Genomic DNA, 23692 nt, shown 5'->3' on the forward strand with positions numbered 1-23692 from the left:
CAGGCAAACGTAGTCAAAACCAAGGCATCCGATGGACAAAGGCATTCTCAAGAACGTAGCGATCAATTTCTTCGGGCTGGTGCTGCCGACCTTCGTCTCGCTCGTGACCGTGCCGTCGTATATCAAGCTGCTCGGCGTCGAGCGCTACGGCGTGATCAGCCTCGTGTGGACGCTGATCGGCTACTTCGGCATTCTCGATCTCGGCATGAGCATGGCCGCGCAGAATCACATCTCGAAGGCGCGCGCATCCGGCGATAAGGAAGAGAGCGCGCGCGTGTTCTGGAGCGCGACGTGGCTCAATCTCGCGACCGGCGTGATCGGCGGATTGATCATCTATTTCGGCGCGTTTCTCTACACCGCGTATTTCACCAAGGTGTCGCCCGAGTTGCAGCACGAGGTGTATATGGCGCTGCCGTGGCTCGCGGTGGCGATTCCGATCGCCAACGTCTCGTGGGTGTTCGCGGGCGCGATCAACGGCGCGGAGCGCTTTGGCGTCTACAACACCAATCAGACCATCGGCACGTTTCTGTTCCAGTTGCTGCCGCTCGGCGCCGCGCTGTGGATGGGCGCGACCTTGCAGAACGTGCTGGCCGCAGCGGTGTTCGCGCGGATCGTGGCCGCGCTGCTGCTGGGGCGCTCGGCGCTGAAAGTGCTGGAAATCCGCCGCATTCTGCCGCCGCAATTCGGCGTGGCGAAGGGGCTGTTCAATTTCGGCGGCTGGATGCTGATTGCGAGCGTCACCACCATGATCGCCGACTCGCTCGACCGCGTGATGCTCGGCACGAGCCTCGGCGCGCGTTTCGTCACGTATTACACGGTGCCGCAGAACCTTGTCACGCGATTGAACATCGTGCCGACGGCGCTGGTGCGCACATTGTTTCCGCGGCTCTCCGCAGTGGGACGCGCCGACGCCGACACCATCACGCAGCAATCGCTCGAATTTCTCAACGGCGTGTTCACGCCGGTCGCGCTGGTCGCGATGCTGGTGCTCGAACCGTTTCTGCATCTGTGGGTGGGCAATGAGATCGCCACGGTGGCCGCACCGGTGGGCCGCATCATGATCGTCGCCGTGTGGCTGGTCGGGCAGGCGAACGTCACGCGGATTCTGATCCAGTCGCAGGTCAATCCCGCCACGGCCGCGCGCGTCGGTTTGTTCGAATTGCCCTTGTTTGCAGGGGCATTGTGGTTCGGCATCACGCGCTTCGGCCTGACCGGCGCGGCGGTGGCCGTGGCTGGCCGCGCGCTGTTCGACTACGCGGTGCTGCTGCGACTGTCGGCGATCCGCGCGAAGCAGATTGCGCTCGACATGCTCGCTCACCTTGCTTTCCTGCTGGCCAGCCTGTGGCTCGCCAGCTTCCTGCCGGGTCTCGCAATGGCGATTGTTGCCGGCGTATTGATGGTAGGCGCGAATGTCGCCTGGTCGATCACGATGACACCCGCCTTGCGCGATCTTGCGCGTTCACTGCTGTTGCGACTGAATCCGAGGAAAAGCGCATGAACCACGAAGTCCTTGAAGAAGCCGTGCTGCAACCCGCGACGCGCAGCGCACTGGCCGAACTCACCACCGTCCCCGGCGTGCAGGCGCCGCCGCGCAGCGCCGCGCTGCGCGCCGATAAGGCAGTGCGCATCGCGATCGTGCACGACTGGCTCGTCACGTATGCGGGCGCGGAGAAGGTGCTCGAACAGATTGTCGCGTGCTTTCCGGACGCGGACCTGTTCAGCCTCGTCGACTTTCTCGACGACCGCAGCTTCTTGCGCGGCAAGGCCGTCACCACGTCGTTTATCCAGAAGCTGCCACTCGCGCGCACCAAGTACCGCTCGTATCTGCCGCTGATGCCGCTCGCGATCGAACAGCTCGACGTGTCCGCGTACGACGTGGTCATTTCGAGCAGCCACGCGGTAGCCAAAGGCATTCTGACCGGCCCCGACCAGGTGCATATCAGCTACGTGCATTCGCCGATCCGCTACGCGTGGGACTTGCAGCATCAATACCTCAAGCAGTCGAAGCTGACCAACGGCCCGAAATCGGCCATGGCGCGGCTGATTCTGCATTACATGCGCAACTGGGACATCCGCACTTCGAATGCGGTGGATGGCTTCGTCGCCAATTCCGAGTTCATCGCGCGGCGCATCAAGAAGGTCTATCAGCGCGATGCGCAGGTGATCTTCCCGCCGGTCGACGTCGAAGCCTTCGCGCTGTGCACCGACAAGGAAGACTTTTATCTGACCGCCTCGCGCATGGTGCCGTATAAGAAGATCGATCTGATCGTCGAGGCATTTGCACGCATGCCGCAGCGCAAGCTCGTCGTGATCGGCGATGGTCCCGACATGCAGAAGATCCGCGCGAAAGCGGGGCCGAACGTCGAGATCATGGGCTATCAGCCGTTCAAGATGCTCAAGGAAAAGATGAGCCGCGCCAAGGCCTTCGTGTTCGCCGCGGAAGAAGACTTCGGTATTTCGGTCGTCGAAGCGCAGGCCTGCGGCACGCCGGTGATCGCCTACGGCAAGGGCGGTGCGCTCGAAACCGTGCGCGATCTGTCGGAGCCGCGGCCCACCGGCATGTTCTTCGACGACCAGAACGTCGAGTCGATCATCGCCGCGGTGGAGCGTTTCGACGGCCACGTGAAGCGTTTTTCGCCGCTGGACTGCCGCGCGAACGCCGAGCAGTTCTCCGCCGCGCATTTCCGCGAGCGCTTCTTCGCGCACGTGCGGGCGGCGGTGCCGGCGCTGCGCGCGGCGACGCTGCCGCCGTACGTGCCGTATAAAGCGCCGACCGTCGCCAGCGGTCCGCGCATTCTGGCGGTCGATCAAAGCGGCGTGCTCGGCGGCGCCGAACTGTCGCTGCTGGAAATCGTCAAGGCGTTGCGCTCGCGCATCGAGGTCGTGCTGTTCGACGACGGCCCGTTTCGCAGCGCGCTCGCCAAAGCGGGCGTGGCCGTCGACGTGCTGGATGCAGGCGCGCTGCGCCATGTTCGCAAGCAGGGCGGGTCGATGCCGAAGGGCCAGGCGCTCAAGGGTTTGATATCGCTCGTGCGCGCCACGGCCAAACGCGCGCGCAACGCGGACGTGATCTACGCGAACACCCAGCGCGCCATGGTGATCGGCGCGCTCGCTGGCAAGCTGGCGCGGCGCCCGGTGGTCTGGCATCTGCGCGATATCGTGAGCCCCGAGCATTTCGGCGGCAAGCAACTGGCGATCATCAAATGGTGCGCGCGTCTTGGCCTCACGCATGTGATCGCCAATTCGGCCGCGTCGGCGCGCGCGTTTGCCGAGCTCACGCAGTTCGACGAAAAGCGCATCGACGTGGTGTTCAACGGCATTTCCGCCGCGCCGTTCGACGCCTTGCGCACCGTGCCGCAAGCAACGCTGCGCAAGCGCCTCGGCTTGCCGGAAGACGCGTTTCTGGTCGGCTCGTTCAGCCGCCTCGCGCGTTGGAAAGGGCAGCATGTGCTGCTCGAAGCGATGGTGCTCAATCCGCAGATGCATGCGGTGCTGGTGGGCGCGCCGCTTTTCGGCGAGGACCAGTACGAGATCGAACTGCACGCGTTCGTCGCCGCGCACAACCTCGGCGGGCGGGTGCATTTTCTCGGCTTCCAGCACGATATCGCGGCCTGCATGTGCGCGGTCGACGCAGTCGTCCATACGTCGATCACGCCGGAGCCGTTCGGCCGCGTGATCGTGGAAGGCATGCTGGCGCAGCGGCCGGTGGTGGCGGCACGCGCGGGCGGCGTGCTGGAGATTATCGACGACTACGAGAACGGCGTGCTGTGCACGCCCGCAGACGCGCACGGCCTTGCCGACGCGCTCGCCGAATTGCGCTCGAACGACGAACTGCGCAACCGGCTGGTCAGGAACGGGTATCAGACCGCGCTGAGCCGGTTCGGCACCGCCACTTATGTCGAGGGTGTCGAGCGGATTCTGAAGCGCGTGACGGGGCCGAAAACGGCCTAGGAAGGTTCTACGCGGGGGTAGGCAGGGACTCGGCCGGTTCCTGCCGTTGGCGCAGCGGAGCGAAAGTCTCACGACCTTCGCTCCGTTTTTTTATCGGGCGTTTTTGCTGCGTGAGTTCAAGCCTTTTTCAAAGCCGCTTTGGGCTTGAAACTGGCCGACCACTTCATCGCCGGCAACTCGACCAGCCGGTAGAACACATACGCCACCGGCACGGCCACCAGCATATAGCCGAACGACGGCCAGATCGACATTTGCAGCGACGAGCGGAACAGCAGCGACGACAGCAGCACGAAGATCGGCAGATGGATCAGATAGAGCGAGAAGCTGAAATCGCCAAAGCGCGACAGCAGACGCGTGCCGAAAGCGGGGCCGTGCTCCGGGTTGCCGCGCTCCAGCGCCTTGTACAGGTAGAACGCGAAGCCGACCGCCCAGAGCTGGAACGCACCGTACTGGCCGAAATGAAACGCGGCGCAGCCGAGCGCGACGAAGCCCGCGGCGAGCGCGTAGAGCCACACCGAGGAGCGGGCCTGCGGGGCGCGATGCGCACGGGCGTCGGCGATCCACGCGCCGAGCGTCCACGAAAACCAGTACGACGTGAAGAACTGAATGTCGTGGCGTTCGAGCACGTAGGCGGACACCACGTTGACGAGCGCGACGATCGCGAGCACGAAGGTCATGCCGATACGCCGGCGCAGCGCGAACAGCAGCGGATAGATCGCGTAGAACTGCACTTCGAGCGAGAGCGTCCAGAGCGCGCCGTTCGATCCGAACGTCTTGCCGGCCACGCCTTGCAGCGAAAACAGATTGACGAGGAAAGCCTGCAGGCCGATCTCGCGGATCTTGTGATTGACCGGCGGCAGTTGCAGGCTGAACCAGTCGAGCGCGAAGGTCAGCACGAGCGCCGCGAGCAGCACGGGATAAATGCGAGCAAAGCGGCGCACCCAGAAATTGCCCGTATCGAGCCGGTAAGCGGGATTGCCGGCCAGGCGCAGCGCGTCGCCGCGGTGAATGCAATAACCGCTGATCACGAAGAAAATCGGCACGCCGGCTGAGCCCCATGCAATCGGGAACGTCAGATACGCGGCGATCGCGTTCAGACTGAATGCATGGCCCACGCTCTGGTGAAACGCCTGCATGCCGACCCATTCCACCTGGCGGCAATGAAAATACGCCACCAGCAGCGCGGCGAAGCCCCGCATGGCGTCGATGACGTGCTCCTTGCCCGCGCTGTCGGCGCGCGCTTCGCTCTGGGCGCGCGGCGCGGCGGCTGTGCGAGGCGGGGAGAGGGGCAGGGATGAGCCGGCGGCATCCAGTGCTGAGTCGCTCATACGCGGTCCTTATTCTGACGGAGGGGAGATGCGGATTGGCAGATTGGCAGATTCGCGCGGGCGCCATACGCGGCCGCGGTGCATGACATGCTAGTACACGACACGCGTAAAAAATCGATAAAAAATTGCGTACTGAATTGAATTAAGCGGCGATTTTGTGACTAATTGTAATTGAGCATAAGCAAATGCAGCCGCGAATTATTTACCGCTTTTGTCATGCTAATTTAAGCCACGGATTCTCTTGACCCGAGGTGAAGTCATGAACCTGCATTTACTCGCCGGCATTGCCGTGCTGCTGATCCTTGTCGCCGCCTCCGCCTACCGGGAGGCGCTGCGCAATGAGCCCATTCGCCGTTTTCGCATGAACCCCCGCAAGCTGCCGCAGCTCGACGAGAACGAATAACGCGGGCCGGAAGAGACGCGAGGCGCGCCCGCGTTCGATCCGCTGGCGGCCTCGGCGCATCTGAAGGCTAGTTGTCAGGGTATGTAAAATTTTCGGAATTGCCGGAAAATAATTCGATTTCATTGCGTAATTGTTGCCCGTTGTTTATCACGATGCGGCACATCGAGCGGGAATGGTTTTATTTATTCGGATTGAGGAAATTTCACATACGTACTGGCGTCAATTTTTTGCTAGTCTTTCCGGCGACATCGATTGGCCGCCAGGCCCGCGAACACATCAATTTCTAACCGATATGGGAATGCCTACCATGCTGAAAGTCACCAAAGCCGTGTTTCCCGTAGCGGGCCTCGGGACACGATTCCTGCCGGCTACCAAGGCAAGTCCTAAGGAAATGCTGCCGATCGTGGATAAACCGCTGATTCAATACGCGGTGGAAGAAGCGATTGCCGCCGGCATCACCGAGATGATCTTCGTAACGGGCCGCAGCAAGCGCGCCATTGAAGATCACTTCGACAAGTCCTACGAGATCGAAGCCGAACTCGAGGCGCGTAACAAACAGAAGCTGCTCGATCTGGTGCGCAGCATCAAGCCGGCCAACGTCGACTGTTTCTATGTGCGTCAGGCCGAAGCGCTCGGTCTCGGTCACGCGGTGCTGTGCGCCGAGAAACTGGTGGGCGAGAGCCCGTTCGCCGTGATTCTGGCCGACGACCTGCTGCACAGCTCGAAGCCGGTGATGAGCCAGCTCGTCGACACCTTCAATCACTATCACAGCTCGGTGATCGGCGTCGAAACCATTGCGCGCGAAGACAGCCGCTCGTACGGCGTGGTGGACGGCCGCGAATGGGAAGACAACGTGATCAAGCTGTCGGGCATCGTCGAGAAGCCAGCGCCGGACAAGGCGCCGTCGAATCTCGGCGTGGTGGGCCGTTATGTGTTGATGCCGACCATTTTCAAGCATATCCGCGCGTTGAAGCCGGGCGCGGGTGGCGAGCTGCAATTGACCGACGCGGTGCAATCGCTGCTGACGGAAGAGCAGGTGCTTGCGTATCGCTATTTCGGCACGCGGTTCGATTGCGGCAGCAAGCTGGGTTATCTGAAGGCGACGGTGGAATTCGCGCTGCGCCATCCGGAAGTGAAGGCGGATTTTGAAGCGTATTTGCAGGCTTATATGCAGGGCAATATGCAGGAAGGCGTGCCGGCGCAGTTTGCGGCGGAAGCGGCTTAGTCGCAACGTCAACTGCTGAGGCAAGCTTGGGCGGCTGCGGCGTGAACTTCGAAACGCCATCACGACAGCCGCCGCAACACTTACCACGCAGAGGTAACGCGCAGCTGCATCGCGCACATTAAAACGGGCGCCGCTAACCACGCGGCGCCTGTCTTTTTTCAGCCGGCTCACGCTTTGCGGGTAGTCTGGCGACTGCGTCCGCAAGCCTTCTTCTTCACTCGGTCGAAAGTGAGGCAATGCCGTTCCGGGTAACCATTCTGCTGCTGTCGGCGGACCTTGACGAATCTTGACACGGTTTTCCTTGTTGAGTTCTTGATGCTTGTGCTACCAATGCGTCTGTTGAGTACAGGACATCGCAGGCATGAGACGTCTCTATCTAAAAGTGGGTGACAAATCGTCGGCGGGCGGAACGGTGATCGAAGGCGTTCCGTCGGCGACTCACCACGGCACAGCGTTGACCTTTGTGGGTGCCCAGGTTACCTGCCCAGCGTGCCGGATTACTGGCCATATTGGTCAGAAGGGCCCGCGGTGGCCTGGACGCATAATGGGCAAAGATCCGGCCTTGGACGGCGACATCTGCATGTGCAGATGCGAGCCACCGCCTGTGATGATCGCTTCTCAGGACACCATGTCACAGAGCTTTGACAGTCACGCACTGGCGAGCATGGGTGATGGATTGGCGAACGATGCTCTAGCCGAAGTAGCGCCCGGCGCCCATTGGATTCGGTTTGCCGTCAAGGATTCGGGGAGTTGTGAGGGCCTGCGCTGCCGTGCCTACTTTGCCGACGATTCAGTTGCAGACAGCGTCTTCGACTCACATAACACGGTGCATTTCGACCGCCCTAATGCCTCGCCATGCCATAGGGTTGATGTCGTGCTGGGCGATGAGCAGGAAAGCACTCGTTCAGTCATGGGCGACCTTCTGATGGCGATGGTGGAATAACCATGTCCGATGCAACCACAACCAGGAACACTGTTGCCAGCGGGTCGTTCGACACCCGGAAAACTCATGAGGTTCAAACAGCAATCCTCGAAGCAGCCATCGCGGACTACGAGGCAATCGGAACCACTTTCGCCGCCAACGCCATTGCCGACGACATGGTGCGCAAACAATATGTGAAGCACATCAAGGAAATATCGGACGATGTCAGGCAGGAAGTTGCCTACGGCAACATAACGGTCAAGGACGGGGCTGAGTACTGCAGCCAGTTGCGCGACAGGCTCTTCGTTGAATACCGGAAATACACGTCGACTGTTGGCGTTGCCCGTGCGGAAAAACTCAAGCTCGAAGCTCGCGGTTTCGACTACTACCTTAACAGGTACGCGCAAGTTCAGTTCAGCAAGAACTTTGACGCCTTGACTATCGAAGAGCGCCACGCTGTCTACTATATGGTGCTCAAAAAGGCGGGCGGGGCCAACGCCGATGTCACCACCAAGGTGCGTCGCTTGCAGGTCAGCGCCAGGGTTGCCATTATCTTCACTGCTGTTATTGCCGCGGGTGAAGTGGTTGGGGCGGCGGATAAAGTCAAAGAGGTCGCCAGACAGGGAAGTATCATCGCGGGCGGCATGATTGGAGGAGGTCTTGCGGGGTTTGCGGTTTCTTTCGTGTGCGGACCCGCTGAGCCTGCATGCGCCGTCGCACTCGTATGCGTTGGTAGTAACCTGGGCGGTCTGGCCGGCCAGGCGACCAACGACATGTATCAGGAAGAACTGCCTGCCTTCATGCATTGGATGAACGATTGACCGACATGCCAACGCCGCTATTCGTGATTCTGCTCGTGCTCTTCGTCGGCTCGGCGGGGCTTATCGTTATCAATCTCACCGGGGACCCCGGCGTTGACTATTGGGACCTGGATGGGGAGAAAAAATCCTCTCCGTCCAAACTTGATGCCCTGCGAAATCGCATCGTGTTCTACAGCTCAGGTGCCGTGCTCGTTGGCACATTCATCGTTTATCTGATGCTGCGCCGCTAAGCCGCAAACGATGACCGTCGGAACCCGATCGTAGCCCCGGTATTGCACCGGGACAGTTCCCGCGTAACGACAACAAAAAACGGGCGTCGTAAACCACGGCGCCCGTCTTCTGTCAGCGGCCCGCGCATCACACACGGCCCGGCAAACCCGCCGTCAAACTTCCTTTTTCACTTCCAGCCGGAACTTGTGCAGCAACGGTTCCGTGTAGCCGCTCGGCTGCTGGCGCCCTTCGAACACCAGCGCCTGCGCGGCCTTGAAAGCAATCGTATCGAAGCCCGGCGCCATCGGCTTGTAGAGCGGATCGCCCGCGTTCTGCTCGTCGACCACCTTCGCCATGCGCTTGAACGTCTCTTCGACGAGCTCGCGCTTCACCACGCCGTGATACAGCCAGTTGGCAATGTGCTGGCTGGAAATACGCAGCGTGGCACGGTCTTCCATCAGGCCGACGTCATGAATGTCCGGCACCTTCGAGCAACCCACGCCCTGATCGATCCAGCGCACCACGTAACCGAGAATGCCCTGTGCGTTGTTGTCGATCTCGCTGCGGATCTCGTCGTCGCTCCACTTTGCCTCGGCGACGACCGGAATCGTCAGCAGGCCGTCGAGCAGTTCGTCGCGCACCGTAGCGTAATCCGTGCGCTCCAGTTCGCGCTGAACCGCTTGCACGTCGACCTGGTGGTAATGCAACGCGTGCAGCGTGGCGGCAGTCGGCGAGGGCACCCATGCGGTGTTCGCCCCGGCTTTCGGATGCGCGATCTTCTGTTCGAGCATGGCGTGCATCAGATCGGGCATCGCCCACATGCCCTTGCCGATCTGCGAGCGGCCGCGCAAGCCCGCGCTCAAACCGACCAGCACGTTGCTGCGCTCATAAGCGGCGATCCAGGCGCTCGACTTCATGTCGCCCTTGCGCATCATCGGTCCGGCTTCCATGGCCGAGTGCATTTCGTCGCCGGTGCGGTCGAGGAAACCCGTGTTGATGAACGCGACACGCTCCGACGCTTCGGCGATACAGGCGAGCAGGTTCACGCTGGTGCGGCGCTCCTCGTCCATGATGCCCATCTTGATCGTGTTGCGCGGCAGCTTCAGCAGGTCTTCCACGCGCGAGAACAGCTCGCTAGCGAAAGCGACTTCGGCCGGGCCGTGCATCTTCGGCTTGACGATATAGATCGAGCCGGTGCGCGAATTCAACTGATGCTTGCGGTCGTGCAACGCGCACAGCGTGGTGATGACGGCGTCGAGAATGCCTTCCGGAATCTCGTGGCCGTCTTTTGTCAGCACCGCCGGGTTGGTCATCAAATGACCGACGTTGCGGATGAACAGCAGCGAGCGGCCATGCAGCACCACGGGCGCCGTGCCGTTCGCGGCGGTGTACACGCGGTCGGCGTTCAGCCGGCGCGTGAAGGTCTTGCCGTTCTTCGTGACCTCTTCGGTCAGGTCGCCGGTCATCAGGCCGAGCCAGTTGCGGTAGAGCAGGACCTTGTCGTCCGCATCCACGGCCGCGACCGAGTCTTCGCAGTCGATGATCGTGCTGACCGCCGCTTCGACCACCACGTCCTTCACGTGCGCGGCATCGGTCCTGCCGATGGAGTCGCTCGCATCGATCTGGATTTCGAAGTGCAGGCCGTTGTGCTTGAGCAGCACGGCGGACGGCGCGCTTTCCTCGCCCTGATAGCCGATGAATTGCGCCGGCGTCTTCAGCTCGCTCGTGCCGTTCTTCAGCGTGACGACCAGCTTGCCGCCATCGACACTATAACGTGTGGCGTCCGCGTGCGAGCCGTTCGCGAGCGGCGCGGCCTGGTCGAGGAACTTGCGGGCATAGGCGATCACCGCGGCGCCGCGCACCGGATTGAAGGCTTTCTGCTTTTCGGCGCCGCCGGTTTCGGGAATCGCGTCGGTGCCGTACAGCGCGTCGTACAGGCTGCCCCAACGCGCGTTCGCCGCGTTCAGCGCATAGCGCTGATTCGACAGCGGCACCACGAGTTGCGGGCCGGCCTGTTCGGCAATTTCGGTGTCCACGTTGTCGGTCGTGGCCTTGACGCTCGCAGGCGCCGGCACGATATAGCCAATGCCTTCGAGAAACGCACGGTACGCTCGCAGATCGCGCACCGGACCCGGATTGGCGCGATGCCAGTTGTCCAGCTCGGTTTGCAGGCGGTCGCGCTCCGCGAGCAGCGCACGGTTCTTGGGCGCCAGCTCGTGCACGAGGGCGTCGAAACCCGACCAGAATGCGGCGCTGTCGATTCCGGTGCCGGGCAGGGCTTCGGTTTCGACGAACTGGTCGAGGTTGGCGGCGACTTGCAGTCCGCCGCGCGTGTTCATCTGAGTCATCGACTGCTCCATCTATCTGAATGGGGCCGATGAGGGGGCATCGGCCCGCGTTGTGCAACGGTGGATTCTTTGCGTCAGGGCCGCCGTTCTGGTCGGCTCGCGAACGGAACGGCTCGCAAACTCAGGCGGCGATAGCCGCGATACCTGCCTTGGCGATCTGCGCGTCCTGGTCCGACTTGACGCCCGACACGCCGACCGCGCCGATCACCTGGCCTTCGACGATCACCGGCACGCCGCCTTCCAGCGTGCCTAGCAGCGGCGCGCTCAGGAAGGCGGTGCGGCCGTTGTTGATCATGTCTTCGTATACCTTGGTTTCACGGCGGCCGATCGCCGAAGTGCGGGCCTTTTCGGTCGCGATGTACGAACTGGCCGGCGCGCTGCCGTCCAGACGCAGCATGCCGAGCTGATGGCCGCCATCGTCCACCACCACGATGGCGACGGCCCACTGGTGTTTCTCGGCTTCGGCGCGGGCGGCTTCGAGGATGCGGGTCGTTTCGGCGACGGTCAACACGGGTTTGCTCAGCATAGTAAATGTCCTGGTTTGTTTAGAGTAAGGATCGGCTCGACCACCTCGCCACGCGCGCCTGGCACGATGGCTTCGGCCTCGATGGCGGGCCGCCGCGCGCGGGTATGACACCGTGCACGCCTGCGGCGGCCGCGTTGATGTTCGGTGACGGCGCGGGTTGCACGCAGCCTTCCAGTATCCGCATTGTGCGCGGATGCCACGGCGCCGGCCTTGTCCTTGCCCAAGCGCTTTGCTTGGGGATTTTACGTCCAAGCGCGGCCGGAAGAAACGGCGGCGTCACGAGGTCCGGTATTCGGCGGTTCGTCTGGCCGATATTCCGGCTGGAACGAAGAGAGGCTCGGGCTTTACAATCGGGCATCAAACACAAGAATTTGCACGCTCCCCACGTGCCCCCCACGCCATGCCGACCATCAGCGAACTATTCGTCTATCCGATCAAATCCTGCGCGGGCATTGCGCTCAACGAGGCGCGGCTGCTTGCCACCGGCCTCGAATACGACCGCTGCTGGATGGTCACCGACCCGGCCGGCGCCATGCTCACGCAGCGCGCGTATCCACGCATGGCGCTGATCAAGGTCGAACTCGGCGCCGAGGATCTCGTGATCCGCGCGCCCGGTATGAGCGAGTTGCGCACGCCGCTGGAAAGCGCGCGGCTCGCGGCGCCGCCCGCGGTAGAAACCAGGGTCTGGCGCGACGCGGCCTACGGGCTCGACACCGGCGACGCATGCGCCGCGTGGTTCTCGACGTTTCTCGGCGTGCCCGCGCGGCTCCTGCGCTTCGATCCTGAACGCGAGCGCATCGTCGATCCGGACTACACGGAGAGCGTGGGCCGCGCGACCACCCATTTCGCCGATGGTTTTCCGCTGCTGGTGATCGGCCAGGCGTCGCTCGACGATCTGAACACGCGCCTGAACGGCAAGGGCGCGCCGTCGATTCCGATCGACCGGTTCCGTCCCAACGTGGTGCTGACGGGGCTCGACGCGTATGAGGAGGACTATGTGGAGACGCTGAGCGTCGACGGAGAAGCGGGCGGGGGCGCGCAACTGCAACTGGTCAAGCCTTGCACGCGCTGCCCAATGCCGACCATCGACCAAGCCAAAGGCGCGCCCGATCCGGACTGGCCGAACGAGCCGAGCGACACGATGAGCGCCTATCGCGCGAATCCGCAGCGAAACGGCGCGATCACGTTCGGCAACAACGCGTTGGTCGCGAGCGGCGCCGGGACGTGGCTGCGCGTGGGGCAGACTGTGGAAGCGGAACTGGGCTTCGGCGATTGACGGCGATGATCGGGTAAAGCGCGGTTAAACACCGGTCAGTGCGTCGGGCGCGGGAGTTGCGAGCGAATCCAGAGCAACTTTTTGATGGACAACACTGGCTAGTGCCAGACACGCGCGGTCAACGCCGCGAGAATCACCGGCATCGGCGCGGGCTTGACGAAATGATGGTCGAAGCCCGAGCGCAGCGATTTGCTTACGTCCTCGGTGCGTTCGAGTCCAGTGACCGCGACCAGCGTGGGCGCCGGAATATCGTCCACGTAGCGGATTCGCCGCGCCACCGCGCGCCCGTCCAGACGCGCATTTCGACGTCGAGCAACGCGGCCCGCGGATGCCACGCGCAGATCAGGCGGCCTGCGCGATCGCCTCGCGCGCGTTCGGCATGTCGGTTTGCATCGTGGCCGGTTCGTCGCGCCGTTCGTCATCAATCGCCCACACGCGCTCGACGCTCTCGCCGACCGCGCTGCCCACCAGAATCACTGCCGGGCTGCCGAAGCCCGCGTTCGTCGCATCCGCAGCGAGCCGGTCAAGGCGGCTCATCAAACGCCGTTCGTTGCTGCCACCGGCCCATTGCACCACGGCGGCGGGCGTATCCGCCGGCAAACTCGCGAGCAGGGCGGCCGCGATGCTGTCGATCCGCCGCATCCCCATATAGACGGCCAGCGTGGTGCGCGTCGCGGCCAGCGCGGCCCAGTCTGGCTCGCCGTGGTCCTCCGTATGTGCGGTGACGAAGCTCACGCCATGGCAATGGCGGCGATGCGTGAGTGAAATGCCGAGTCCTGCGGCAGCCGCGAACCCGGACGAGATGCCGTTGATGATTTCCACCGGAATGCCCGCGCCGCGCAAGACCGCAAGCTCTTCGCCGGCGCGTCCGAACAATAGGGCTTCGCCGCCTTTCACCCGCACCACGTGCAAGCCCTTGAGCGCATAGCGCCGCATCAGCCGTTCGATAAAAGCTTGCGGCGTCGAGCGGCAGCCGCCGCGTTTGCCGACGCGAATCACCCGCGCTTGCGGCGCCAGCGTCACGATCTCGGGATTCACCAGGTCGTCGAGCAGCAGGACATCGGCGGCGGCCAGCGCTTTCGCGGCTTTGAGCGTGAGCAGATCGAGGTCGCCGGGGCCGGCGCTCAATAAGGTGACCTTGCCGGTGTTGGTGTTCATCACGGTATCTATCACGGTGTCCTTCACTTCTGTATCGGCCGGCGATCGCTGTCGCGCCGGCGCTCAATAAAAAACGGCGTCCGCTCGTGATGATCACGAGGGGACGCCGTTGTCCGTTTACTGCGTAGTGTGCTGCTGTGCCGCTTCGTTTCAAGTGCGGTGAAACACAACGTTGTGTTTCGTCCGCATGGGTATGTACTGCATCTCGTGACGGCCGCGTTGCCGCCATGAACTCGCCACTGCTTACGCAAGGACTACGCCATGCATCGGCCACGCGTGCTGGACACCTTGCCACGCCTCGCGAATACCGCCGCCGACGCCCGCACCACGCACCGTTCGCGAACGTGCACCCCGCACGCGCAGGGTGCTGCGTCGCACCATCCATGTGCCCCGCTGCATCAAAACGCGTCGTGCGCGCGGTTTGCCGCACACGCGTGCGATTCGCCGCAAACCACCGCGCCACGGCCTCGTCACGGACATTTCGCGCAACTGGCATAGGCCTTGCATTAAGCCTTGCCATCGGATCAACGTGGATCCGGCGCGAGTGCAACACAAAGTACTCGCTGCAGGACAGATCAGGACAACGGCGTCCCCCGAATTCAGTCATCGACTGGGTTCGCGGGACGCCGTTTTTATTTCCAGAGTCGTTTTCGCCACATGCCATACGGCGTCGCTCGCAACCAGCACATTGAGGAAACCGCGCTCATGAAAATCATCGTTATCGGTCACGGGATGGTCGGTCACAAACTGGTCGAGTGCCTCGCACAAGACGCCGCGCACGGACTCGACATCACGGTGCTGTGCGAGGAATCGCGGCCGGCCTACGACCGTGTGCACCTGTCGGAGTTTTTCGCGGGCAAGACGGCGGACGATCTGTCGCTGGTCGAGCCCGGCTTCTTCGAACGTCAGAACGTGTTACTCAAACTGAATGCGAAGGCCGTGGCGATCGATCGCGATGCGCGCACCGTGACGGTATCGACAGGCGAAACATTACCTTATGACAAGCTGGTTTTCGCCACCGGCTCCTATCCGTTCGTGCCGCCGGTGCAAGGCCGTGAACGCGCCGATTGCTTCGTGTACCGAACTATCGACGACCTCGAAGCGATGCGCGAATGCGGCGCGCGCTCGAAGACGGGCACGGTGGTGGGCGGCGGACTGCTCGGCCTCGAATGCGCGAAGGCGCTGCGCGACATGGGTCTGCAAACGCACGTGGTCGAATTCGCGCCGCGTTTGATGGCCGTGCAGGTGGACGACGGCGGCGGCCGTGTGTTGCGCGGCAAGATCGAAGAACTCGGCGTGACGGTGCATATGCAGAAGAACACCACGGCGATCGTCGACGGCGAAGCGGGCACGCACCGCATGCAATTCGCCGACGGCAGCCATCTCGACACCGACATGATCGTATTCTCTGCGGGCATTCGTCCGCGTGACGATCTCGCGCGTGCGAGCGGCCTGACGCTCGGCCCGCGTGGCGGCATCGTGATCGACAACGCGTGCCGCACGAGCGATCCGCACATCTACGCGATCGGCGAATGCGCGCTGTGGAATGGCCAACTGTTCGGCCTCGTGGCGCCGGGTTACGACATGGCTCGCGCGGTGGCGAAGCAATTGCTGGGCGACACGGCGGAATTCGCCGGCGCCGACATGAGCACCAAGCTCAAGCTGATGGGCGTGGATGTGGCGAGCATCGGCGACGCGCACGGCAACACGCCGGGCAGCCGCGCGTACCAGTTCAGCGACGAGCGCAAGCAGGTCTACAAGAAGCTGGTGGTGTCCGAGTGCGGCAAATATCTGCTGGGCGGCGTGATGGTGGGCGACGCCGCCGAATACGGCACGCTGCTGCAGATGATGTTGAACCGCATCGAACTGCCTGCATCGCCTGAATTCCTGATCCTGCCGGCGGCCGACGGCAATGCGAAGCCCGCGCTCGGAGTCGATTCCTTGCCCGCTTCCGCGCAAATCTGTTCGTGCAACAACGTCTCGAAGGGCGAGTTGTGCGCCGCCGTTTGCGCAGGCGCGACCGACATCGGCGCTTTGAAGTGCGCGACGACCGCCGGCACGTCATGCGGCGGTTGCGTGCCGCTCGTCACGCAAGTGATGAAGGCCGAGATGAAGAAGCAGGGACTCGCGGTCAACAACCACGTCTGCGAACACTTCGCGTATTCGCGCCAGGAGCTGTATCACATCGTGCGTGTGGAAGGCGTGCGCAGCTTCGGCGAACTGCTCGCGAAGCACGGCCACGGCCTTGGCTGCGATATCTGCAAGCCGGTGGTGGCGAGCGTGCTCGCGTCGTGCTGGAACGAGTTCGTGTTGAAGAAAGAGCACGCCTCGCTGCAGGACACCAACGACTATTACCTCGCCAACATTCAGCGCGACGGCACCTATTCGGTCGTGCCGCGCATGGCGGGCGGCGAAGTCACCCCCGATGGTTTGATCGCGGTCGGCCAGGTCGCCAAAAAATACGGCCTCTATACGAAGATCACCGGCGGCCAGCGTGTCGATCTGTTCGGCGCGCGCGTCGAGCAATTGCCGCTCATCTGGGAAGAGCTGATCGCCGCTGGTTTCGAATCGGGCCACGCGTACGGCAAGTCGCTGCGCACGGTGAAATCGTGTGTCGGTTCGACGTGGTGCCGCTACGGCGTCGGCGATTCGGTGGGCCTCGCGGTGGAGATCGAGAACCGCTACAAGGGCCTGCGCACGCCGCACAAGATCAAGTTCGGCGTGTCGGGCTGCACTCGCGAATGCGCGGAAGCGCAAGGCAAGGACGTCGGCATCATCGCGACCGAGAAGGGCTGGAATCTCTATGTGTGCGGCAATGGCGGCATGAAGCCGCGCCACGCCGAACTGCTCGCGTCGGACCTCGATAAGGAAACGCTGGTGCGCTACATCGACCGTTTCCTGATGTTCTACGTGCGCACCGCAGACCGCCTGCAACGCACCAGCGTGTGGCGCGAGAACCTCGAAGGCGGCCTGGATTATCTGATCGACGTGGTCGTCAACGACCACCTGGGTGTGGCCGACGAACTCGAGTCGGAAATGCAGCACGTGGTCGACACCTACGAGTGCGAATGGAAAAAGGCCGTCACCGATCCCGAAACGCGCAAGCGCTTCCGTCATTTCGTCAACAGCGGCGAGTCGGACAGCAACGTTGCGTTCGTGGAGGAACGCGGCCAGATCCGGCCGGCCACACCCGCCGAGCGGCGCTCGAAGCTCGCGGCGATTCCCGTTGTCGTCGAAACCGTTTGATTGAACCGCACCATTTACCGAGGATTTCCGTCATGAACAACGATCGCCTGCCACGCTCCTGGACGCCAGTTTGCCCGCTCGACGACATCGTGCCGAACACGGGTGTTTGCGCGCTCGTCAACGGCGAACAGGTCGCGGTTTTTCACGTGAACAACGGTGATGCAGACCCGATCGTGTACGCGATCGAAAACTTCGATCCGGGCTCGCAGGCCGCGGTGCTCTCGCGCGGATTGATCGGCAGCCTCGGCGAACGCATCGTGGTCGCTTCGCCGATCTACAAGCATCACTTCGACCTGCGCACCGGGGAGTGCCTCGAAACACCGGCGCATTCCGTCAGCGCGTTTGCCGCGCGGGTGGAAAACGGCCAGGTGTGGGTCGCGGTTTGAACCGCTAAATTTTTTCTTAACGACGTCGCTCGCCATGTCCTCCACTAACGTAAAAACCGTGTGCCCCTACTGCGGCGTTGGCTGCGGTATGGTCCTGCACGTCGAGGACGGCCAGGTCGTGAAAATCTCCGGCGACAAGGAGCATCCGGCCAATTTTGGACGGCTGTGCACGAAGGGTCAGTCGGCGCACGTCGCGTTGCGCAAGTCGGGACGTCTCGAAGACGCGTTCGTGCGTCACGCGCGCGGCCAGGACCCGGCGCCGCTGCCGATGGCGCAGGCGATCAGCACCACGGCGGCGCGCTTGCGCGGCCTGCTCGATGAACATGGGCCCGACGCGCTGTCGTTCTACGTCTCCGGGCAGATGTCGATCGAGGCGCAGTACCTCGTCAACAAACTCGCCAAGGGTTTTGTCGGCACCAGCAACATCGAATCGAATTCGCGCCTGTGCATGGCGAGCGCGGGCAGCGGCTACAAACTGTCGCTCGGCGCGGACGGTCCGCCGGGATCGTACGAGGACATCGATCACGCCGACCTGTTCTTCGTGATTGGCGCAAATATGGCCGACTGTCACCCGATTCTGTTCCTTCGCATGATGGATCGCGTGAAGGCCGGCGCCAAACTGATCGTTGTCGATCCGCGCCGCAATACGACGGCGGAGAAGGCCGATCTCTTCATGCAGATCAAGCCGGGCACCGATCTCGCGTTGCTCAACGGCCTGCTGCATCTGCTGCACGAAAACGGCCATACGGATGCCGCTTTCATCGCCGACGCCACCGAAGGCTGGGACGCCATGCCCGCGTTTCTCGCCGACTACACACCGGAAAACGTCGCGCAAATCACCGGACTCGCAGTCGAAGATATCCGCCAGGCCGCGCGGATGATCGGCACCGCCAAAGAGTGGATCAGCTGCTGGACCATGGGCCTGAATCAGAGCACGCACGGCACATGGCACACCAACGCGATCTGCAACCTGCATCTGGCGACGGGCAAGATTTGCCGGCGCGGCAGCGGCCCGTTTTCGCTGACGGGCCAGCCCAATGCGATGGGCGGCCGCGAGATGGGTTACATGGGGCCGGGCCTGCCGGGTCAACGCTCGGTACTGGTGGAAGAAGACCGTGCGTTTATCGAAGACCTGTGGGGCATTCCGAAGGACTCGCTCAAGCCGCAAGTCGGCAACGGCACGATCGATATGTTCACGCGCATGGCGGCGGGCGAGATCAAGGCGTGCTGGATCATCTGCACGAATCCGGTGGCGAGCGTGGCGAATCGTCAGAACGTGATCGACGGATTGAGCGCGGCGCAACTCGTGATCGCGCAGGACGCGTTCCTCGACACCGAGACCAACCGCTACGCCGACGTGCTGTTGCCCGGCGCGCTGTGGGCCGAAGCCGAAGGCGTGATGATCAACTCCGAGCGCAATCTCACGCTGATGCAGAAGGGCATTGAGCCGCCGGGCGCCGCGTTGCCGGACTGGCAGATCATCGCGCGTGTTGCGTGTGAAATGGGTTTCGCCGATGCCTTCACTTACGCGAGCGCCGAGGAAGTCTTCGCGGAAATCACTCGCGCATCGAATCCGAAAACCGGTTACGACCTGCGCGGCGCAAGCTATCGCCGTCTGAGGGAAACGCCGTTGCAATGGCCGCTTGCACCGGATGATTCCGCCGATCGCAATCCGGTGCGCTACCTCAACGACGGCGTGAGTCAAACGCTCAAAGAGCGGCCCGACGGTAGCCGTCCGCGGCTCGTGTTTCCGACGGCGAGCGGCAAGGCGATGTTCTTCGCGCGCGCCTACGCGGCGCCGGCTGAACTGCCGGACCGTGAGTTTCCGATCGTGCTGAATACGGGCCGCTTGCAGCATCAATGGCACACGATGACCAAGACCGGCAAGGTCGCGATGTTAAACAAGCTGAACCCCGGCCCGTTCGTCGAGATTCATCCCGAAGATGCCGCCACGCTCGGCATCAAGGCTAAAGATCCGGTGGAGATTCGGTCGCGCCGCGGCCGCGCGGTGTTGCCGGCTGTCGTGACCGGGCGTGTGAACGCGGGGCAGTGCTTTGCGCCGATGCACTGGAACGACGTTTTCGGCGACGATCTTTGCATCAACGCCGTGACGAGCGACGCCATCGACCCGGTCTCGCAGCAGCCCGAACTCAAGTTTTGCGCTGTGGCGTTGAGCCCGGTGCCGGCCGGGCGCGTCGAGCCTTTCCTGAATGACGACGATGTATCGCTGGCTGATGGAGCCGTTGCAGTCGCTGCGAGCGCGGCGCTGGCCAACACCATATCGGCAAGCGCCGAGGATCTGGATATGCCCCGTATCGATGCACTCAGCAGCCTGTTGCAGTTGCCGCCGACACCCGCGCCTTCACTTACCGATTTGGAGCGCGTCTACCTGGCCGGCTTCGTGAATGGACTGCGTTCGGCGGAAGCGCAAGGTATCGACCGCGTGCCGGTTCTGCCGGCAAGCGCGCCGTTCGATGCGACGAACCGCCTTTACGTCGACGGTTTGTTGGCCGGTCTTTATAGCCGCGCTGCGACCACTCCGGCTGCTGCGTTGACAACGCCGCACGGCGCAACGAATGCGGAAACATCGCCCGCGTCGTCCGGCGTGCGGATCGTACGCGCACGGCCGAAGGTCACGCTGTTGTGGGCCTCGCAAACCGGCAACACCGAGTCGCTGACCGAAGGCTACGCCACGCGTTTAATGGAGTCGGGTTTTGAAATCCGCACGTCGTGTATGGCGGATTGTCAGGCGTCGACTCTCGTCAAAGCCCAATACGTACTGCTGATGACGAGCACCTTCGGCGACGGCGATCCGCCCGACAACGCGCAAAGTTTGTGGACGCAGTTGAACGCCGAGGGCGCGCCGCGGCTCGACGGTGTGCGCTTCGCGGTGCTGGCGCTCGGCGATCGCAATTACGACCAGTTCTGCGGCCACGGCCGCCGCCTCGATGAGCGGCTCGCCGGACACGGGGCCTTGCGCCTGATGGAGCGCGTCGATTGCGATAGCGAGTATCAGGAAAGCGCGGATGCGTGGCTCGAAAGCGTCATCGTGCGCATCAAGGAAGAGGATGCCGCGCTGTACGCTGTGCCGCCGGGCGGCATGATCAACGCGGTGGTGCCGGGCACGGTGGCGACCAAAACGCGGCCGGCCGCGTCGCGGCTCGTCAGCAATCTGCGCCTGAACAAGCAGGGCGCGGCGAAAGACACGCGCTACTTTTCGCTGAGTACCGGCGACTCAGGACTCGAATACGAAGCAGGTGATGCGCTCGGCGTCTGGCCCAGCAACTGCCCGGAACTGGTCGACGAATTGATCGCGTTGAGCGGCGTGAGCGCGGATGCCGCGGTGAACGTGGCGGGCGTAGGCGAAATGCGTCTTGCCGATGCACTTGGCAAGCATTACGAGATCGCGCGGCCGAGCCCCGATCTTCTCGCGTTCGTCGCCGCGCGCAGCGATAACGGCGCGCTGCGCGATCTGCTGTCGCCCGAGCGCAAGGCCGACCTCAAGCAGTGGTTGTGGGGCCAGCAGATCGCCGACGTGCTGCACGAATTTCCGGTGAACCTCACGGCCGCCGAATTGACCGGCATGCTCAAGCGTCTGCAGCCGCGTCTCTATTCGATTGCATCGAGCCCGAAAGCACATGCGGGCGAAGTTCATCTGACCGTTGCCGCGGTGCGCTACAGCAATGGCCGCCGTCATCGCAAAGGCGTGTCGTCGACGTTTCTCGCCGACCGCGCAGGCGATGTCAACGTGCCCGTGTTCGTGCAGAAGTCCGCGCACTTTCGTCCTCCTCACGGTTCCGATACGCCGATGATCATGGTCGGCCCCGGCACCGGTGTTGCACCGTTTCGCGGCTTTCTGCACGAACGGCGTGCGCGCGGCGATAGGGGACGCAACTGGCTCTTCTTCGGCGAGCAGCACGCCGCTTCGGATTTCTACTATCGCGACGAACTCGAATCGATGCGCGACACCGGTGTGCTGACGCGGCTTGACGTCGCCTTCTCGCGCGACCAGGCAGACAAGGTCTATGTGCAGGACCGCATGCGCGAACAGGGTGCGCAACTGTGGTCGTGGCTCGAAGACGGTGCGCATTTCTACGTATGCGGCGACGCCAACCGGATGGCGAAGGATGTCGACGCGGCGCTCAAGGAAGTGGTGGCTCGTCACGGAGGCATGAGCGACGAAAAAGCCCTCGAATACGTGAACCGTCTCGCGCAGGAAAAGCGCTACGCACGCGACGTTTATTGATCATCGCGCGGTTTTCAGCGCCACGAGCGCGCTCACGATTTCAAGGTTTCAAAGAGTACGCAGTACAGCTTCAAAAGAAGAGTCCGCATGGCATGGAGGTTGCATGTTTATGCCGGTTATCAATATCGTGATCATTCCGGTGCGTGGCGCGTAGCGCGATCTGCTGGATAGTCGAAAATCAGTTTTGTGAGGATATCTGATGAAAAACGTGATGAGCTCCCTAAAGAGTGGGGACTGGCGCGCGCTGGTGGCGTGTTTCCTCTATTTCGACACGGGCTTTACCGTGTGGGTCCTGTATGGACCGCTCGCACCGTTCATCAGCAAGAGCATCGCGATGACACCCGCGCAACAGGGTTTGCTGGTCGCGGTGCCGGTGCTGTCGGCTGCGATTCTGCGCGTGACGCTCGGTAACCTGTATCAATCCGCGCACGGCAAGCGCATTGCGCTGATGGGCGTGCTGTTGTCGGCGGTGCCGACCATCGTGTTGCCGCTTATGCCGTCCGTGCCGTCGTACACGGTGCTGCTGGTGCTCGGCGTGTTCCTCGGCGTGGGCGGTGCGAGTTTCGCGGTAGCGTTGCCGATGGCGGGCAGCAACTATCCGCCGAAGGTGCAGGGCCTCGTGTTGGGCCTTGCCGCGGCCGGCAATATCGGCGCGGTGCTCGACGGCTTTCTGTTCCCGCAACTGGCGACACACTACGGCTGGCAGATGGCCGCCGGCGGCGCTCTGCCTTTGCTCGCGATCGCCGCGATCACGCTGTATTTCTGGGCCAACGACTCCGGCGTGAAAACGGGCAGCGTGCTGCGCGCATTCGGCAGCTTTGCGGTGACGCTGGTCGGCTTGATCGTGCTGGTGCTGCTCGTCGAAGCCGGCATGTTCGGCTCCGGCAAAACGGGGGTGCTGCTGTTGCCGGTGATCGGCGCTCTGCTGGCGATCGCGGTGCTGCCGAAACGTTATCGCGCGGTGCTTGCCGAGCGTGACACGTGGGCGATCATGCTGGTCTACAGCATTACGTTCGGCGGTTTCGTGGGTATGTCTTCTTATGTCACGCTGCTGCTGACCAATCTCTATCAACTCTCGAAGATCGACGCGGGCCTCTTCATGGCGCTGCTCGCCGCGACCGGCGCGATGGTGCGCCCGCTCGGCGGCCTGATTGCCGACAAGGTGTCCGGCGTACGTGCGCTGACCTTCCTGCTCGCGGTCATCTCGCTGTGCGACTTCGTGTTCGCTGCGGCCATGCCGGCAATGGCCGGTGGCATCGCGCTGCTGTTGTGCCTGTATGTGGCCTTCGGTCTCGGCAACGGCGCGACCTTCCAGTTGGTGCCGCATCGCTGGGCCGGCCGCACGGGTCTGATGTCGGGCATCGTCGGCGCCGCGGGCGGCATCGGCGGATTTTATCTGCCTGTCGTGATGGGTATCGCAAAGGAAAGCACGGGCAGCTATCAAATGGGCTTCGCGACGTTCGGCGCACTGGCGGCCTGCGCGTTCGTCGCAATCGTCGCGCTGCGCCGTCCGTGGATGGCGTGGTCGATGCACACCGGTGTGATGCACGCGCACGCAACGGAGTAATAGAGCGATGCAGTAAAGCAATACCGCAGTAACGCAGTAACGCGGGCGATCCGGCTGCCACGCTGACGTGGCGGTGCGG

At 62.9% G+C, this 23692-nt stretch carries 17 protein-coding genes; 12 read left to right on the top strand and 5 right to left on the bottom strand.

Annotated elements, in window-relative coordinates; translation table 11 throughout:
• Positions 1 to 31 precede the first annotated feature (31 nt).
• Both BPHYT_RS09780 and BPHYT_RS09785 read left to right on the top strand, forming a co-directional pair.
• Positions 32 to 1498 carry a flippase gene (locus BPHYT_RS09780; RefSeq protein ID WP_012432977.1) on the top strand — a complete coding sequence of 489 codons (1467 nt, stop codon included), beginning with the start codon at positions 32 to 34 and terminating at the stop codon, positions 1496 to 1498.
• Positions 1495 to 3951, top strand: a complete 2457-nt coding sequence (locus tag BPHYT_RS09785) for a glycosyltransferase family 4 protein (RefSeq protein WP_012432978.1) — start codon at positions 1495 to 1497, stop codon at positions 3949 to 3951. Before BPHYT_RS09780 ends, BPHYT_RS09785 begins: the two co-directional genes overlap by 4 nt.
• Positions 3952 to 4067: 116 nt before the next feature.
• Here the strand turns inward: BPHYT_RS09785 and BPHYT_RS09790 are convergent, their stop codons facing one another.
• A complete protein-coding gene (locus BPHYT_RS09790) occupies positions 4068 to 5279 on the bottom strand; it encodes an acyltransferase family protein (protein ID WP_012432979.1) in 1212 nt (403 codons plus the stop codon).
• Between the two features lie 259 nt (positions 5280 to 5538).
• Between BPHYT_RS09790 and BPHYT_RS38620 the strand changes: the two genes are divergently transcribed.
• The 5 genes from BPHYT_RS38620 (at position 5539) to BPHYT_RS09810 (ending at position 8880) form a co-directional block, all read left to right on the top strand.
• Entirely contained in the window at positions 5539 to 5682 is a 144-nt protein-coding gene (locus tag BPHYT_RS38620) for a hypothetical protein (protein WP_012432980.1), read from the top strand.
• A gap of 307 nt (positions 5683 to 5989) precedes the next feature.
• Positions 5990 to 6907, top strand: coding sequence for a UTP--glucose-1-phosphate uridylyltransferase GalU (gene galU / locus BPHYT_RS09795; RefSeq protein WP_012432981.1), 918 nt, complete (start codon positions 5990 to 5992; stop codon positions 6905 to 6907).
• A 361-nt stretch (positions 6908 to 7268) separates the two neighbouring features.
• Positions 7269 to 7850, top strand: coding sequence for a PAAR domain-containing protein (locus tag BPHYT_RS36665; RefSeq protein WP_012432982.1), 582 nt, complete (start codon positions 7269 to 7271; stop codon positions 7848 to 7850).
• A gap of 2 nt (positions 7851 to 7852) precedes the next feature.
• Positions 7853 to 8650, top strand: coding sequence for a hypothetical protein (locus BPHYT_RS09805; RefSeq protein WP_012432983.1), 798 nt, complete (start codon positions 7853 to 7855; stop codon positions 8648 to 8650).
• Positions 8651 to 8655: 5 nt separating this feature from the next.
• Positions 8656 to 8880, top strand: coding sequence for a hypothetical protein (locus tag BPHYT_RS09810; protein ID WP_012432984.1), 225 nt, complete (start codon positions 8656 to 8658; stop codon positions 8878 to 8880).
• A 153-nt stretch (positions 8881 to 9033) separates the two neighbouring features.
• Here BPHYT_RS09810 and BPHYT_RS09815 read toward each other — a convergent pair whose 3' ends face one another.
• Positions 9034 to 11208: a malate synthase G gene (locus BPHYT_RS09815; protein ID WP_012432985.1), complete on the bottom strand. Its 2175-nt coding sequence runs from the start codon at positions 11206 to 11208 to the stop codon at positions 9034 to 9036.
• Positions 11209 to 11329: 121 nt separating this feature from the next.
• Positions 11330 to 11734: a GlcG/HbpS family heme-binding protein gene (locus BPHYT_RS09820; protein ID WP_012428219.1), complete on the bottom strand. Its 405-nt coding sequence runs from the start codon at positions 11732 to 11734 to the stop codon at positions 11330 to 11332.
• A gap of 400 nt (positions 11735 to 12134) precedes the next feature.
• Here BPHYT_RS09820 and BPHYT_RS09825 point away from each other — a divergent pair, with 400 nt between their 5' ends.
• On the top strand, positions 12135 to 13010 hold the full coding sequence (locus BPHYT_RS09825; protein WP_012432986.1) for an MOSC domain-containing protein: 876 nt from the start codon (positions 12135 to 12137) through the stop codon (positions 13008 to 13010).
• Positions 13011 to 13108: 98 nt separating this feature from the next.
• On the opposite strand, the gene BPHYT_RS09830 is transcribed toward BPHYT_RS09825, so the two are convergent.
• Positions 13109 to 13288, bottom strand: a complete 180-nt coding sequence (locus BPHYT_RS09830) for a response regulator (protein WP_012432987.1) — start codon at positions 13286 to 13288, stop codon at positions 13109 to 13111.
• Between the two features lie 64 nt (positions 13289 to 13352).
• The gene (gene cobA, locus BPHYT_RS09835; RefSeq protein ID WP_012432988.1) at positions 13353 to 14168 is read right to left on the bottom strand and encodes a uroporphyrinogen-III C-methyltransferase; all 816 of its coding nucleotides are present in this window, start codon (positions 14166 to 14168) and stop codon (positions 13353 to 13355) included.
• A 705-nt stretch (positions 14169 to 14873) separates the two neighbouring features.
• Between cobA and nirB the strand changes: the two genes are divergently transcribed.
• The 4 genes from nirB to BPHYT_RS09855 all read left to right on the top strand — a co-directional run bounded on the left by nirB (position 14874) and on the right by BPHYT_RS09855 (position 23613).
• Positions 14874 to 17414, top strand: a complete 2541-nt coding sequence (gene nirB / locus BPHYT_RS09840; protein ID WP_012432989.1) for a nitrite reductase large subunit NirB — start codon at positions 14874 to 14876, stop codon at positions 17412 to 17414.
• Positions 17415 to 17446: 32 nt separating this feature from the next.
• Positions 17447 to 17800, top strand: a complete 354-nt coding sequence (nirD, locus tag BPHYT_RS09845) for a nitrite reductase small subunit NirD (RefSeq protein WP_012432990.1) — start codon at positions 17447 to 17449, stop codon at positions 17798 to 17800.
• A 34-nt stretch (positions 17801 to 17834) separates the two neighbouring features.
• The gene (locus BPHYT_RS09850; protein WP_012432991.1) at positions 17835 to 22046 is read left to right on the top strand and encodes a bifunctional nitrate reductase/sulfite reductase flavoprotein subunit alpha; all 4212 of its coding nucleotides are present in this window, start codon (positions 17835 to 17837) and stop codon (positions 22044 to 22046) included.
• A 199-nt stretch (positions 22047 to 22245) separates the two neighbouring features.
• Positions 22246 to 23613: an MFS transporter gene (locus BPHYT_RS09855; protein ID WP_012432992.1), complete on the top strand. Its 1368-nt coding sequence runs from the start codon at positions 22246 to 22248 to the stop codon at positions 23611 to 23613.
• Positions 23614 to 23692: the final 79 nt, after the last annotated feature.

This window comes from Paraburkholderia phytofirmans PsJN (assembly GCF_000020125.1).
In the GTDB taxonomy this organism is placed as follows: Bacteria; Pseudomonadota; Gammaproteobacteria; order Burkholderiales; family Burkholderiaceae; genus Paraburkholderia; species Paraburkholderia phytofirmans.